The following is a 14,468-nucleotide window of genomic DNA, read 5'->3' on the forward strand; positions in this document are numbered from 1 at the left end:
ATTATTTCACCCCATCATGTATAGTCTTCGTTCAACCAGTTTCGAAGAAGCGTTGCGGCCGCTTCGGGATTCTCGTCAACGAATTTCTCGATAAGTCTCTTTGTCTCTGATCCCGTATCCATCTCGATATCTTCGAGAAGCTCCTCGGGCTGTGACTCAAGCAGTGATTCAACAGACAAAGGCTCGGGTTCTTCCACTTCCTCCGTCTTCTTGGTCGTCCACATGCTCCTTATGATGATAAATGCAAGAAGCCCCAAGATCACAAGGATAAGAACTATCTGAAGGATGTCCGAAAGCGTTACCGAAGATCCTGTCTTATCAAAAAACATGTACTCCGTAGATGCCACTATAGCAACATTCTCAGCAGGAATTCCCGTAGCCTTGGAAACAACATTCACGATGTTTTCGGGAACTTCCTCTGTTGAAGGAGTTTTGTTCTGTGCCTTAAATTCAGCCCATGTAAGATTTTCATGATCTGCGCTGTTGTAATCTTCCTCATTCATAACAACGTAGTTGATCGCTGTAACGGATATCGAAGAAGATGCGTATTTAACAGCACCCGGCTGATTTGTAGTTGTTGTTATCTTCTCATTCGGAAGATAATCTCTCGACTCCTCGTTGATATTTGAACTTGAGTTATTATTGTCCTGAGTTACGTATGTAGTCTCATCATCGGCATTTGTATCCGTTCCCGGTATACCACTGATGCCATTTACGTTTTCTGCGGTATAGATATCCTCATGACTGAGCACACCCTGAGTCTGATCTTCAGCCGGTGTGTAGTCATGCTGAACAACCTCTTCATGAGAAAAATCCATATCAAGATTACTTGCAACCTCAACTGCGTCATACAACTTGGTTCCAAGTATAACTTTTTTAACTTCGTTTTTTACAATCTGTTCAGCCTTGGACTTAAGCGAAAGCTGTGTGCTTGCAAGTCCCGTAACGGTAGAATCTTCATCTCCCGAAAAAAGAAGGTTACTTTGGTTGTCTACGATTACAATATTCTTTGTATCCGAATTACCCAAAGCCTTCGCTACCGCTTTTGCAAGGAATGCGGCATTATCCTCGGTAAACTCCGCTCCCTCTGCAATCTCAAGCATAATGGTTGCGGAAGCTTCCTCTTTATTTCCGATAAGGGTTCCGTCATTATCCGGTATATGCAACTGAACATGCGCAGCGTCAATCGTTGTAAAATTCTGGATAAAGTCAGACTCCAGCTGCTTCTCCAAATAAACCACATACTTTTTTTGCTTGTCTGATTCTGTCGTGGAAAAACTTCCGTTAGTTACGTTGTCGATACTGTATGCGTATGATTGTATATCATTAGCACCTAAAAGAAGATTGGCATTAGCCTGATCTTTTTTGAGAACCTTAAAGTCAAGACCGTCATCAGACATCTTGTAGTTGATGGCGTTTGAGTCCAAAAGGTCCTTGATCTCCGATGCCTCTTTTGTAGAATTGGCACTCGCCAAAAGAACATATTGAGGCTGATTCAAAGCAGATAACAAGATGATAAGTGTGAGAAGAACTACTGTCCCCGCTCCAACAACCAGCGTTTTTTGTTTCGCTGTAAACTTGTTCCACCAATCGAGAATTTTCTGCCACAGCTCTTTAAACCTGTCAGCCATTTATTCTCCCTCCCAAAAAAACTAAAAAACTATTAAAAATGAGCGATCAGATCTGCATTTGTGTCAGCTCTCTGTATGCAGCCAGGGCCTTGTCACGCACAGCAATCGTATACTGAAGCGCTGTCTGAGCCTTCTGAAGCGCGATGGTAAGGTCATGCGTATTGTCAGTCTTGCCAAGAGCCCATCTTATCTCTTCATTCTCGGCATCTGAAAGATATGCATTTGTTGTATTTATGTTCTGCACAGCCTGATCAAAGATCGAAGAAAAAGAGTTTGCCGAGTCATCATTGTTCCCCAAAACGTTATAGACTCTGCTGTTTGTCTTCTCTGCATTTTTGATTGCCTGTGAAGTTACATTCCTAAGTTGTGATATATCAAGTGAAGCCATTAAATACTACCTCCAAAATTAACGGTTTAGTTTAAACCATACCGTATCAGCCGTTTCCTATCTCAAGACCTCTGGTAGCAAGATTCTTGCTTGCATTGAAAGCTGTAGCATTTGCTTCGTAAGATCTGCTTGCATCAATAAGGTTTGTCATCTCTGTAACCGTATTGACATTTGGATAAGTCACATATCCGTTTTCATCGGCATCGGGATGTGAAGGATCGTAGACAATATTCATCTGTGTCCATGTGTCATCCTGAACCTTAGTAACCTTGACACCTCTTCCCGAATAGTGGTCAAGTCTTTCGTTCAATATCCTTGAAAAAGGAGTCTGTGAACCTTTCTCTGCAAATGTAACTACCTTTCTGACATAAGGAGTTCCATCCTGTGTTCTTGTTGTATTTGCGTTGGCAATGTTTTCAGAGATAATGTCCATTCTGAATCTCTGAGCAGTCATTCCTGATGAGTTGATGTTGAAAGAATCGAAAATACTCATACCGGTTACCTCCTATGAAATAAATAAAAAATAATGTATGAATGATTACGAAGACTTAGTAACAGCAAGAAGATTCTTGAACTCAGAATTAAGTCCTGCCATAAGTCCCTGATATTTAATCTGATTAGCTGCAAGTGTGACATTCTCAGTATCTATGTCAACATTATTTCTGTCGGTCCTGTAAGAGAAATTCGAGTAGTCGTTGACAACTCTTGCTTTTAAATGCTTATCCTTTAAATCCGAAACTTTCTGGTCCATGGTCCTGTATCTTGAATGTCCGAGTGCTCTCTCAAGCTCATCCTCAAAATTCAGGTCCTGTCTCTTGTACCCCGGAGTGTCTACATTCGCTATATTGTTCGCGATAATCTCATTTCTTGTCCAAGACGCGTCAGAAGCCTTATCCAAGACATTGATATAATCAAAAACACTGCTATTGATCATCTTCTTCCTCCTTAAATCATAAAGATGGGTACACTTTATGTATCATACTTATATTTATAATAGAATTTTTTTAGCTAAAATACAAGTAAAATATACTTTATATTGTGCCTAATTTCAAAATTAACTACTAAATGAAGTACGAAAACTTATTTTAAACACAACTTAATTAAACATAAAAATTAATATTAATATTAAACAAACGTTTTTCTATGTTATTTTTTATCCAAATAAAAGAAGGGGTCTACCTTTCGATAAATCCCTTCATCACTGATACTATCCGTATTTTATGCTGTTCTTTATATATATCGGACAATTACATCTCTTGTTTTAGTTTCTTAATCTCACTGAAGACAACATCGTTAATTACTTTGATATATGTTCCCTTCATTCCCGAAGATCTGGATTCGATAACGCCGGCACTCTCAAATTTTCTGAGGGCATTGACGATAACGCTTCTTGTGATTCCGACTCTGTCCGCGATCTTACTTGCTACAAGCACACCTTCCATTCCGTCAAGTTCATCAAAGATATGGATGATTGCCTGCATCTCGGAGAATGACAATGTTCCGATCGCTGATTTTACAACCGCAAGCTTTCTGCTCTCTTCCGCATTCTCTTCATTTACTGCGCGGAGCATTTCAAGTCCTACAACCGTCGTTCCGTATTCACACAGAATAATATCATCGATATCATAAGGTTTATCCGTCTTATAGATAAAAAGAGTACCGAGTCTTTCTCCGGCAATCTCTATGGGAGTAATAATCGCCTGAAATTTACTGCTGTCAATCCCTTCGAAACCAAGAGTCTCGAGATTGACATTCTCCTTTGTTGAAAGAATGGTAAGAAGTCTCTCATTGAGCATCGGGTCGATAAAAGAACCTACGCTGTCAACGAGCAATCCGCTTAACGATTCAACGCTGGCACTCTCTCCGATTCCAAGAACCTTTCCTTTCTTACTGATGACAAACATGTTTGATGAGAGAATATCACATAAAACCCTGCAGATATCATTAAATACCACTTTACCCAAGTTACTGTTATGAAGCAGTTTTCCGATTTTTCGGGTTTTATCCAGTAGTTGAACACTACTCATAAGAATCTCCTTCTATTATCAAAAAGAAATGTTTACACGGTGTCTTAACGTAATCTTAGCATAAAAATATAGGCGCTTCAAACAATAAAGCGCCTACAATTATGAAAAAAATCTAAATTTTTCTAAATATTCAATCAACTAGTTTTTCTTCTCGAGTTCGTCCTTGTTGCACACAAATCCGCAGTCTGTATTTGTGCATGCCAACTTGCTGCTCTTAGCAACCATAAGGCTTCCGCACTTAGGACATTTAGTTGCAACAGGTCTTGCCCAGGACATAAAGTCGCACTCGGGATTGTCGATACATCCGTAGAAAATACGTCCCTTTCTTGTGCGCTTCATTACGATATCTTTGCCGCACTTAGGACACTGTACACCTATCTTCTCATAGTAAGGCTTGGTATTCTTGCACTCGGGGAATCCGGGGCAAGCAAGGAACTTACCATGAGGGCCGTACTTGATAACAAGATTTCTTCCGCAAACTTCGCAGATCTCATCTGTCACTTCATCCTGAACCTGAATCTTTTCCATTTCCTTCTCTGCATCGGCAACAGCCTTATCAAGATCGGGATAGAAGTTTCTGATAACAGTCTTCCACTTAACTTCTCCGTCGGCAATTCCGTCAAGGAGTGATTCCATGTTGGAAGTAAAGTTAACATCAACAATCTGAGGAAAAGCGTCATTCATCATCTTATTTACAGCCTGTCCAAGCTCTGTGATGTAAAGACTCTTATTTTCCTTTGTAATATAGTGTCTTGCAATGATCGTAGAGATTGTAGGCGCGTAAGTACTTGGTCTTCCGATACCGAGAGCCTCAAGATCATGAACAAGAGAAGCCTCTGTGTAATGAGGAGCCGGCTGTGTAAAGTGCTGGTCTTCATCGAATGACTCAAATGTAAGCTCAGAATCTACATTAAGATTGGAAGAAATAACATTCTTCTCAACCTGATCGTCCTCATCGGTATATACGTTAAGGAAACCGTCAAATACAGTCTTGGACGCAGCCATTGTAAATCTATGTTCTCCGGCATCTATCTTAACCGATGTTGTCTCATATTTAGCGGCAGCCATTCTGCTCGCCATGAATCTTCTCCATATGAGCTGATAGAGTCTGAACTGATCCTTTGAAAGATATTCTTTTACAGTAACAGGATGTCTGTCAATATAAGAAGGTCTGATCGCTTCGTGAGCATCCTGAATCTTAGTTTCCTGCTTCTTGGCACCTGCTCCCGAAGCAAGATACTCTTCTCCAAAATTCTCGGAGATATAGTTATTTGCAGCTGCAACAGCTTCATCAGATACACGTGTGGAATCTGTTCTTAGGTATGTGATAAGACCCACAGTGCCCTCTTTTCCAAGGTCGATTCCTTCGTAAAGCTGCTGAGCAACACGCATTGTCTTCTGTGTAGAGAAATTGAGCGATTTTGATGCTTCCTGCTGAAGTGTTGATGTTGTAAAAGGAAGCGGAGCCTTCTTGGTTCTCTCGCCCTTCTTTATATCCGTAACCTTGAACTTCTTGCCCTTAAGTGAAGCGCAGATAGCATCAAGGTCTGCCTTACTCTCAATTTCTTTTTTCTCTTCGGTTGTTCCGTAGTAATGAGCTACGATAGGCTTCTTTTCGCCTTTAATCTTGAGATTGACATCAAGTGTCCAATATTCCTTGGGGATAAAAGAATCAATCTCTTCTTCTCTGTCTGCTATGATCCTGAGCGCAACAGACTGCACTCTTCCGGCACTTAAGCCTCTTTTTATCTTAGACCAGAGAAGAGGTGAAATGCTGTAACCAACCATTCGGTCAAGCACTCTTCTTGCCTGCTGTGCATCAACGAGATTCATATCAATGTCTCTTGGATGCTTCATTGCTTCCTTGACGGCATTCTTGGTGATCTCATTGAATGTCACTCTCTGTATCTTAACATCTGATTCGTTTAATTTAAGAGCCGAGATAAGGTGCCATGAAATTGCTTCACCCTCTCGGTCCGGGTCAGTTGCGAGATATACGCACTTGGCCTTCTTGACCTGCTTTCTGAGAGTAGCGAGAACATCGCCCTTTCCCCTGATGGTTATATATTTAGGCTCGAAGTCATTATTAATATCTACCCCCATCTGACTTCTCGGAAGATCTCTGACATGACCGTTACTTGCCGCAACTTCATATCCTGAGCCCAAAAACTTCTTTATAGCTTTAACCTTTGTGGGTGACTCAACAATAAGAAGCGAATTTTTCTTATCCGCTGTACGCTTGCTACTTGCCATTGTTTAAATTATGCCCCTTCATATATATTAATTGTTAATTATGTTAGTTCCGCTTAAAACTCACGTTCTTATTAATATACATTTTTAAAGTTTTCGTCAACCCCTTTAATAAATTATTATCAATTTGCTGCCACCTTAACCTGCTTGGACAGATGATGAAGCGCCTTTTCCTCATACATTCTGCTGTCAACAAATTCCATGAAATCTTTGCCGTGCATATCCATTTCCTTGCTGTAAATGGCAATTCCGGCACTCACTGAAAGATCCATTTTACCACGGTTGCTCCACTCAAAATCTTCAACAAGTTTTTTAACCTGATGAATTCTCTTTTCAATCTCGAGTTCATCGGTCATATGAGTTATAATGCAGAACTCGTCTCCGCCATATCTTCCGACTACATCCTTCTTGTCAAATGTGTTAAGAAGAATAGCCGCGATACCCTCAAGAACCTCATCTCCGACCTTATGTCCAAAATTATCGTTTATGAGCTTAAAGTAATCAATATCGATCATGACCGCACAGAAAGGATTCTCGGCACTGTCGGCCATAGCCCTTCGAAGCGCGGCATCTATTCCTCTCCTGTTCACCGTACCCGTCAGGTAATCCATATGGATATCTCTTCTCTGAACATAGATAAAGAGAACCATAAACGCGAACACAGAAGATGCGTAGGCGAAATTGATATACGGAATAAAATACTGTAGAAATTCTCCCGTGACTAAAATAACCGGAAGAGCTTGTATCGGAGCCACGTACCATTTGTGAATGTAGCTCTTATATACAGTTATAAACGCGAAAATTATCGCACATGACATGATCTGCATAAAAAGTCTTAACATATACAAACTTCCCTTCTCATAACCCGTCTTGTAGCTTATATAAAACCACCCTTTGGACAGATGCGCATCGAGAGCGACAAGTATGCAGTTAAAGATCGCATAGATCATAATAGGGTTAATATATGCGTTTCGGCCGTTCCTGTCATCGGCGGTAACGAAACTGTCAATATATTTAATTGCAAACAGGAAGCTGAACGGATCCAGGGCATATATCAGATAATTGGACAACTTCGAAAGGAATATGAAGTTTCCGTCTGAAAGACTTGCAACGTCTCTCAAAGCGGAAACCCCGACCAAGATGGCCAGTATTCCGATCAACCTGATATAAGCTACACTGGAATGTGACTTTCTGCCCCTCTCCTGGAAGAACAGTAACATAAGAGACAGAAACAATGTGTAGACATTAATCACTAAATCCCCTAAGAACGCCATATCCATAGCAAATCCCCCTATTAGTTTAAGAAAAAAACCATGAAACACATGCCACAATTTCCTAAACAAAACCCTTATACATTTTTACTACGGGGGTCTATTTTTTTCAAGACATCTTAGTCATAATACACAAATGTCAGTGTAGGATTTGCGAGTATTGGTGCAGTTTTATGCATATTTTATAAAAATTCTCTAAACAAAAACAGTAGATATTATAAAATTGCATCAATTCTAGTTCCGACCATCGATTGCATTGTCTATGTTTTCAGAAAGCCAGGAAATCCACTCATCAAAGCCCTCACCGGTCTTCGCACATATAGGAATTATCTTGGCTTTGGGATTTCTCATCCAAACGTATTCTTTGCATTTTTCGAGGTCAAAATTAAAATATGGCATGACATCGATCTTATTTATCAAAACCACGTCACATATAGAAAACATCAGTGGATACTTAAGAGGCTTATCATCTCCCTCAGGCACAGAGAGGATCATGGCGTTCTTGGTACTTCCGGTATCAAACTCCGCGGGACAAACAAGATTTCCGACATTCTCAAGTATAGCAAAATCAACGTCTTCTACTCCGAGAGCATTGATACCCTGCCTTGTCATGTCGGCATCAAGATGACACATTCCGCCGGTATGGAGCTGGATTGCCTTTACGCCCGTCTCCTGTATCTTAAGTGCGTCAACGTCTGAATCTATATCGGCTTCCATAACGCCAATGCGGTATTTATCCTTAAGTTTGGATATTGTCTGTGAAAGAGTCGTTGTCTTTCCTGCTCCCGGGGATGACATTAGATTCAAAAGAAATGTCTTGCTTCTTTTTAACTCTTCTCTTAACTTGTTCGCATCCTCGTCGTTACTCTCAAAAATACTTCTTTTAAGATCTATAATTCTTACATTTCCCATAAAATAAAACCTCCGTTTTTTAATTTTAAATTATGAAAATAGATTTTTCTTTCTCTGAATCATTTCATCAATCTGCGACATGTAGAGTTTAACATCTTTAACATTATCACATCTCTCTATTCTGCCGTCATATCCGTACACTCTCTTTGTTACGGTTCCCGCACCAAGTGCAACAATTGACTGAACTTCTTCATTAATAAGTATATTGTAGATTCCCGCTTTTCCCGGACGCGCATAACCCGTATTTTCAAAATTACCGCTTATATTTTTCTGCCTGTACAGATAATACGGTGTAAGCCCCATGGAAAGTGCTCCCTCGGATGCAATCTTCATCATCTCTTCAGTATTTTGGATAGATGAAAAGACATCTCCTTTTAGTTCACCTTTTAATTCTTTTTGCTTCAGAACTTCGGCAAGCCTGGATCCTCTTTTGATCGCAAGAGAATGAACCGTAAGGTCGTCGGGATCAAGCTTTTTTATCTCATCCATGGTATATCTGACATCATCTGCAGTTTCATAAGGAAGTCCAAGGATAATATCCATGTTAATATTATCAAAACCTTCTTCTCTTGCCATATTATAGGCATCGATAAGCTGGCTTACAGTGTGCCTTCTTCCGATGAGTTCAAGCGTCTTATCCCTCATAGTCTGGGGATTTACGGAAATTCTTGTAACGCCCATTTTTTTCATGGTCGCAAGCTTTTCTCTTGTGATCGAATCAGGGCGTCCCGACTCAACCGTAAGCTCTTTTACCTTTGACACATCAAGCTTATCGTAAACATATCCAAGGAGCCTTTCTATCTGCTCCGGAAGAAGCGTTGTGGGTGTTCCCCCTCCGACATAGATCGTATCAAGTGTCTTGCCCTTGAAATTCTCAGCCACATAATCAATCTCTTTCATTATGCACTTAAGATAATCATCGACTATATTCGCATACGAGCAGATCGGATACGACGTAAACGAGCAGTAAAGACATGTTGTCGGGCAAAAAGGAATACCGATGTAAAGACTGTAACCGTTGTCATAATCGATATTTTTTAATATCTCTTTTTCCCTGTGTGCAATCGAAAGACTGAGCGCAGTTTTCTCATCACTCGTATAATAATTGTCTTTCATATACATAAATATATCCTCATCGCTCATATTCTGCTCGATGAGGTTCATAACAATTCTGGTCGGCCTTATACCCGTAAGATTCCCCCACGGGAGCTCTTTTTTGGTCTCAAGACTAAGGAGCCTGTATATATTCTTTTTAAGATCGTTTTTCGAAACGGAAACATCTATATTATAGATTTTATCGCCTTCTTCAGCCTCGTAATTTCCGTCGGGAGAAACAATGACTTTAACATTCTCCTCAGGAAAAAAAGCTTTAAAAAGCGAATGTATATCATATCCGTATTTATCTTCGGGAATAATTATCTTGATCATATTATGCATAAGGATTGTACTCTTTTTCATGTCCGATACTGGTCATCTCTCCGTGTCCCGGATAAACGATTGTTTCATCCGGAAGGATAAATAACTTTTCTCGTATAGACCTTACAAGCTCACTTGTAGAACTCGTAGGAAAATCGGTTCTTCCGACCGATTCTTCGAATAATGTATCTCCGCTAATAAGTACATTATCATCTTCAAAGTGATAGCAACATCCGCCCGATGTATGACCGGGTGTAGCGATAAGCTTGCAGGAAAGTCCCGCAGCTTCGATAACATCGCCATCTTTATATGTAATATCAGGCTTAACGCCAAAATTACTGCCAAAAGAAACAGAAAGGTTGAGATGAGGATCGCTGCATATAGCAGCTTCCTTCTCATAACATCCAACCTTTGCACCCGTAAGTTCTTTAAGCTCAGGAATTCCCATTATATGGTCAAAATGACCATGGGTTAAAAGAATCAGATCAACAACAATATCATTTTTCGAAAGTTCATCATAAATCTTCGCACCGGCGTCCGCAGGGTCAAAAACGATAGCATGCTTTTTGCCATTTTCATCGGTATTATCCGCATCAAAAACAAAATAGCAGTTTGTAGCCACCATTCCCAGAGTCAAAACTCCGACTTGTATATTATGCTTACTCATCAACCCGTAGTCCTTTCGATGTCAATTACGCTTTCGATCATTCTGATCTTATCGACAATGCCGCGAAGCTGTCCTCTCGAAGAAACCTTGAAAGACATCTCCATTGTGGCAAGTCCCTGTTTACTTGTTCTTGTGTTCATTGAAATGATATCAATATCTTTTTCCGTAAGTGCCCTGGAAATATCGGCCAGAAGACCGTTTCTGTTATTGGCAAATATCTTGATAGTCGCAACATACTTTCCACCGCTCTGGGAATCGGACTGCCACTTTGCTTCAATAAGCCTTGTCTTGTCCTCTTCCTGCATCTTAATAACATTGACACAATCTCTTCTGTGAATCGACACTCCGCGGCCTCTTGTTACAAAACCGCATATCTCATCGCCGGGAACAGGATTGCAACACTTTGAAAATCTGACTGCAACATCATGAACGCCCTTAACGATGATGGCATTATCGGAACTTGAAACCTGAGGCGTGATATTTGACTCGGCAACTGCTGCAAGAACCTCTTCATCAGTCATGTTGCGCTTGTGATCCTTTTCACCAAGCTCAAGCATCTTGTTGATGATCTGGCCCTCTTTAAGTCCGCCGTGTCCAACAGCCGCAAGCACGGCATTCCAATCATGGAATCCGTATTTATTTATTACTATAGCCTGGAATTCAGGCTTGGATATTGCAAAAAGATCTATTCCCTTACTCTTACAATACTCGATGAGAAGGTCTCTTCCTTTTGCGATATTCTCTTCCTTAAGTTCATTTCTGAACCACTGATTGATCTTGTTTTTGGTTGAAGTAGCCTTCGCAATGGCGAGCCAGTCTCTGCTGGGCCCCCTTGAATTCTGGCTGGTGATAACCTCAACTCTGTCGCCGTTCTGAATCTTATAATCAATCGGAACGAGCTTGCCGTTAACCTTGGCACCAATCATCTTATTGCCCACAGCGGAATGAACGCTGTACGCAAAGTCGATAGGTGTGGAGCCTGCCGGCAGATTCTTAACTTCTCCCGTAGGAGTAAAGCAATAAACATCCTCTGAAAAGAGATTAAGATCACTCTTCAAGAGATTCATAAACTCCTGGTTGTCAGACATGTCCTGTTGCCATTCCAAGATCTGACGAAGCCATGTGAGCTTCTCCTCTTCGCCGTTTTCAGCTTTTTTGCCATCCGAAGCTTCTTTATACTTCCAGTGCGCAGCGATACCGTATTCAGCAGCTCTGTGCATGTCATAAGTTCTTATCTGAATTTCGAAAGGCTGTCCTGTCTGACCGATAAGTGTCGTATGAAGCGACTGATACATGTTAGGCTTAGGCATTGCGATGTAATCTTTAAATCTTCCGGGAATCGGTTTATACATCTCATGAATAACACCAAGTGCCGCATAACAATCCTTAACAGTTCCGACAATGATCCTTATTGCGAAAAGATCGTATATCTGATCAAGAGTCTTGTTCTGATTGCGCATTTTCTTATAGATGCTGAAAAAATGCTTAACTCTTCCGTTTACTTCTCCGGAAATACCGGCGTCTGCAATAGCCTCTCTTACCTTAACGCAAATATCCTCAACATACTTTTCTCTCTCGTTTTTTCTGATCGCAACCTTTTCAACAAGATCGTAGTAAATGTCGGGCTTAAGATATTTAAGCGAAAGATCGTCAAGTTCAACCTTGATACGGCTGATACCAAGCCTTCCGGCTATAGGTGAATAAATATCAAGAGTCTCCTGCGCTATCCTCGACTGTTTCACGGGAGGCATATGCTCAAGCGTGCGCATATTGTGAAGTCTGTCCGCAAGCTTGATAAGAATAACTCTGATATCCTTTGCCATAGCAAGAAACATCTTACGCAGGTTCTGCGCCTGCATATCTATCTGTTCCTGAGTCTTGTTACCCATATCGCTGTTGGCATGAAGCTGCAAAGCAGTCAGCTTTGTAACACCGTCAACCAAGAGCGCAACATCGGCTCCAAAACTCTCTTCTATCTGCTCTTTGGTAAGTATGGTATCTTCAACGACGTCATGAAGCAGGCCCGCAGCTATAGTCTCTTTGTCCATTTCAAGATCTGCCAAAATTATGGCAACACAAAGAGGGTGAATTATATATGGTTCACCCGATTTTCTAAGCTGCTCCTTATGAGCCTCAGCCGCTTCCTGATACGCCTTTTCAATTAGAGTAATGTCGTCGGACGGATGGTATTTTCTTACCCTCGCAATAAGTCCTTCATATAGTTTGTCAGGCGATTGGAATTCCTCAATGGCTTCAATTTTTCCATCATCGAAGTCCTGTGGCATGCAAATTACTTCCCTTCGTAGCTTATTGCAGAATCAAGTCTGTACTTACTGAGTCTCTCTCTGCCCTTTAATCCCTTAAGTTCCATGAGAACAAGGATTCCTGCAACTTCACCGCCAAGCTTCTCAACGAGCTTGATCATAGCCTCGATTGTTCCGCCTGTAGCCATAAGATCGTCTACCAAAAGAACCTTCTGTCCGGGCTTGATAGCATCCTTATGAAGTTCGAGTACAGCCTTTCCGTACTCAAGGTCATATTCAACTTCAATAGTCTCGCAAGGAAGTTTTCCCTTCTTACGAACAGGAACAAGTCCCTTTCCTCTTGCATATGCAATAGGTGCACTGAAAATGAATCCTCTTGACTCAGCGCCCAAAACAACATCAAAATCAAGATCCTTTACAAGGTCCATCATCTCATCGATGGCAAGCTTGAATCCGTCGGGATCCTGAAGTACCGATGTAATATCTCTGAACATAATACCTTCTTCAGGGAAATTGGGAATAGTTCTGACGTAATCTTTTAATTCTTTCATTGAATAGTCCTCTCTGAAATATGCACCAAACGTGCGTTATCACATAAAAATAATTTTTCAACTTAAAATTATATCACAAATTGCGGCTTTCCGCGAATATTGTTTATCTTGCACAGGCTGTTTGTAGTGTTCTTGCACTCCCAAATAACAGGAAGGTATATATTTAAACTGTTCCATCGCTTGTTTTCATGGTTTTCCAAAAATGTCACAAAAATTCTATCGGCTCAAAACTCCGGTCGACTTCTACGAAGTCGGCCGTCAAACAGTGAGCCTCAAAGCAGAATTTTTGTGGCATTTCCGGAAACCTCATGAAAAGCTAAGCTCTCTCACAATGTTTAAAAATATGCCTTCCTGCCATTTGGGAGTTTAATGAACATATCAAAAGCTGTGCATACTAAGCATTTTCCACCTTGCAAAAAGCCATTAAGGATTGTATAATCTCTTTTGTGTGAATTTTATGACTCACATGTGCTGGAATAGCGCAGTTGGTAGCGCAACTGATTCGTAATCAGTAGGTCGAGGGTTCAAGTCCCTTTTCCAGCTCTAAAAAAAGATAGCAACCATGCCGGAAGTTTATTAAATGCTGCATGGCTGCTATTTTTTGATTGTTTTTTAATTCAAAAATCTGATTTCAAAGCATGAATAATTGTGTTTCCTAATACATCGTTACTTTAAATAACTATACCAAATCCATTACTACTTACTCGATAGCATTCAGCAAATTAATCCAGTTAATTTTGCTAACAATGTACTAGTATATTCAACTTCTAAGCACCATATTCTCTTACTATCTCCCATAAGCTATCATGGATTCTATCAAATGGTTCATTTATCTCCATTCTCTTTTCATAGTCATTATCCCAAACATAAAACTCCGAAAGCCCACCTTTTCCTGGATATAACTGATTATATCCTCGTATAAAGAAATCCTTTTTTTCTGATTCTGTCGCATCTGAATTAAGTATTTCAATTAGATTTTGAACAATCCTATATGAATATATAATCGAATTATCCCCGTATTTTTTTAGCAATAATTCAAGCTCTTCAAGTAAAGTTACTATTTTTTTATATTCCATTTTTCCCTTCCCCAT

Annotated in this window: 13 protein-coding genes and 1 tRNA gene; 1 reads left to right on the forward strand and 13 read right to left on the reverse strand. The window is 40.4% G+C overall.

The features are described 5' to 3' along the window. Window positions 1-14 precede the first annotated feature (14 nt). The 12 genes from fliF to DL92_RS0102950 all read right to left on the reverse strand — a co-directional run bounded on the left by fliF (window position 15) and on the right by DL92_RS0102950 (window position 13,377). Window positions 15-1,631 (reverse strand): flagellar basal-body MS-ring/collar protein FliF, encoded by a 1,617-nt coding sequence (fliF, locus tag DL92_RS0102895; RefSeq protein ID WP_026666843.1) that lies wholly within the window; start codon window positions 1,629-1,631, stop codon window positions 15-17. A 46-nt stretch (window positions 1,632-1,677) separates the two neighbouring features. Continuing rightward, on the reverse strand, window positions 1,678-2,019 hold the full coding sequence (gene fliE / locus DL92_RS0102900) for a flagellar hook-basal body complex protein FliE (protein ID WP_026654732.1): 342 nt from the start codon (window positions 2,017-2,019) through the stop codon (window positions 1,678-1,680). A 46-nt stretch (window positions 2,020-2,065) separates the two neighbouring features. Beyond that, on the reverse strand, window positions 2,066-2,512 hold the full coding sequence (gene flgC / locus DL92_RS0102905) for a flagellar basal body rod protein FlgC (protein WP_026654731.1): 447 nt from the start codon (window positions 2,510-2,512) through the stop codon (window positions 2,066-2,068). A 45-nt stretch (window positions 2,513-2,557) separates the two neighbouring features. Continuing rightward, window positions 2,558-2,953 (reverse strand): flagellar basal body rod protein FlgB, encoded by a 396-nt coding sequence (gene flgB / locus DL92_RS0102910; protein ID WP_026666844.1) that lies wholly within the window; start codon window positions 2,951-2,953, stop codon window positions 2,558-2,560. Window positions 2,954-3,266: 313 nt separating this feature from the next. Beyond that, window positions 3,267-4,046 (reverse strand): GTP-sensing pleiotropic transcriptional regulator CodY, encoded by a 780-nt coding sequence (codY, locus tag DL92_RS0102915; protein ID WP_026654729.1) that lies wholly within the window; start codon window positions 4,044-4,046, stop codon window positions 3,267-3,269. A 138-nt stretch (window positions 4,047-4,184) separates the two neighbouring features. Beyond that, entirely contained in the window at window positions 4,185-6,299 is a 2,115-nt protein-coding gene (gene topA, locus DL92_RS0102920; protein ID WP_051625210.1) for a type I DNA topoisomerase, read from the reverse strand. Window positions 6,300-6,418: 119 nt separating this feature from the next. Further along, window positions 6,419-7,576, reverse strand: coding sequence for a GGDEF domain-containing protein (locus DL92_RS0102925; RefSeq protein ID WP_026654727.1), 1,158 nt, complete (start codon window positions 7,574-7,576; stop codon window positions 6,419-6,421). Window positions 7,577-7,801: 225 nt separating this feature from the next. Continuing rightward, window positions 7,802-8,479, reverse strand: a complete 678-nt coding sequence (gene hypB, locus DL92_RS0102930) for a hydrogenase nickel incorporation protein HypB (protein ID WP_026654726.1) — start codon at window positions 8,477-8,479, stop codon at window positions 7,802-7,804. Between the two features lie 30 nt (window positions 8,480-8,509). Next, window positions 8,510-9,907 (reverse strand): coproporphyrinogen dehydrogenase HemZ, encoded by a 1,398-nt coding sequence (hemZ, locus tag DL92_RS0102935; RefSeq protein ID WP_026666846.1) that lies wholly within the window; start codon window positions 9,905-9,907, stop codon window positions 8,510-8,512. Between the two features lies 1 nt (window position 9,908). After that, window positions 9,909-10,562, reverse strand: coding sequence for an MBL fold metallo-hydrolase (locus DL92_RS0102940; RefSeq protein ID WP_034461953.1), 654 nt, complete (start codon window positions 10,560-10,562; stop codon window positions 9,909-9,911). Next, on the reverse strand, window positions 10,562-12,847 hold the full coding sequence (locus tag DL92_RS0102945; protein WP_051199080.1) for a RelA/SpoT family protein: 2,286 nt from the start codon (window positions 12,845-12,847) through the stop codon (window positions 10,562-10,564). The genes DL92_RS0102940 and DL92_RS0102945 overlap by 1 nt, the downstream gene beginning before the upstream one ends. Window positions 12,848-12,852: 5 nt before the next feature. Next, the gene (locus DL92_RS0102950; RefSeq protein WP_026654721.1) at window positions 12,853-13,377 is read right to left on the reverse strand and encodes an adenine phosphoribosyltransferase; all 525 of its coding nucleotides are present in this window, start codon (window positions 13,375-13,377) and stop codon (window positions 12,853-12,855) included. Window positions 13,378-13,847: 470 nt separating this feature from the next. Here DL92_RS0102950 and DL92_RS0102955 point away from each other — a divergent pair. Continuing rightward, window positions 13,848-13,920: transfer RNA gene (locus DL92_RS0102955), tRNA-Thr, on the forward strand. A 224-nt stretch (window positions 13,921-14,144) separates the two neighbouring features. Here DL92_RS0102955 and DL92_RS0102960 read toward each other — a convergent pair. After that, window positions 14,145-14,453 carry a hypothetical protein gene (locus DL92_RS0102960; protein WP_026666847.1) on the reverse strand — a complete coding sequence of 103 codons (309 nt, stop codon included), beginning with the start codon at window positions 14,451-14,453 and terminating at the stop codon, window positions 14,145-14,147. Window positions 14,454-14,468: the final 15 nt, after the last annotated feature.

The sequence above is a fragment of the Butyrivibrio sp. AE2005 genome (genome assembly GCF_000686965.1).
Taxonomy (GTDB): Bacteria; Bacillota; Clostridia; order Lachnospirales; family Lachnospiraceae; genus Butyrivibrio; species Butyrivibrio hungatei_A.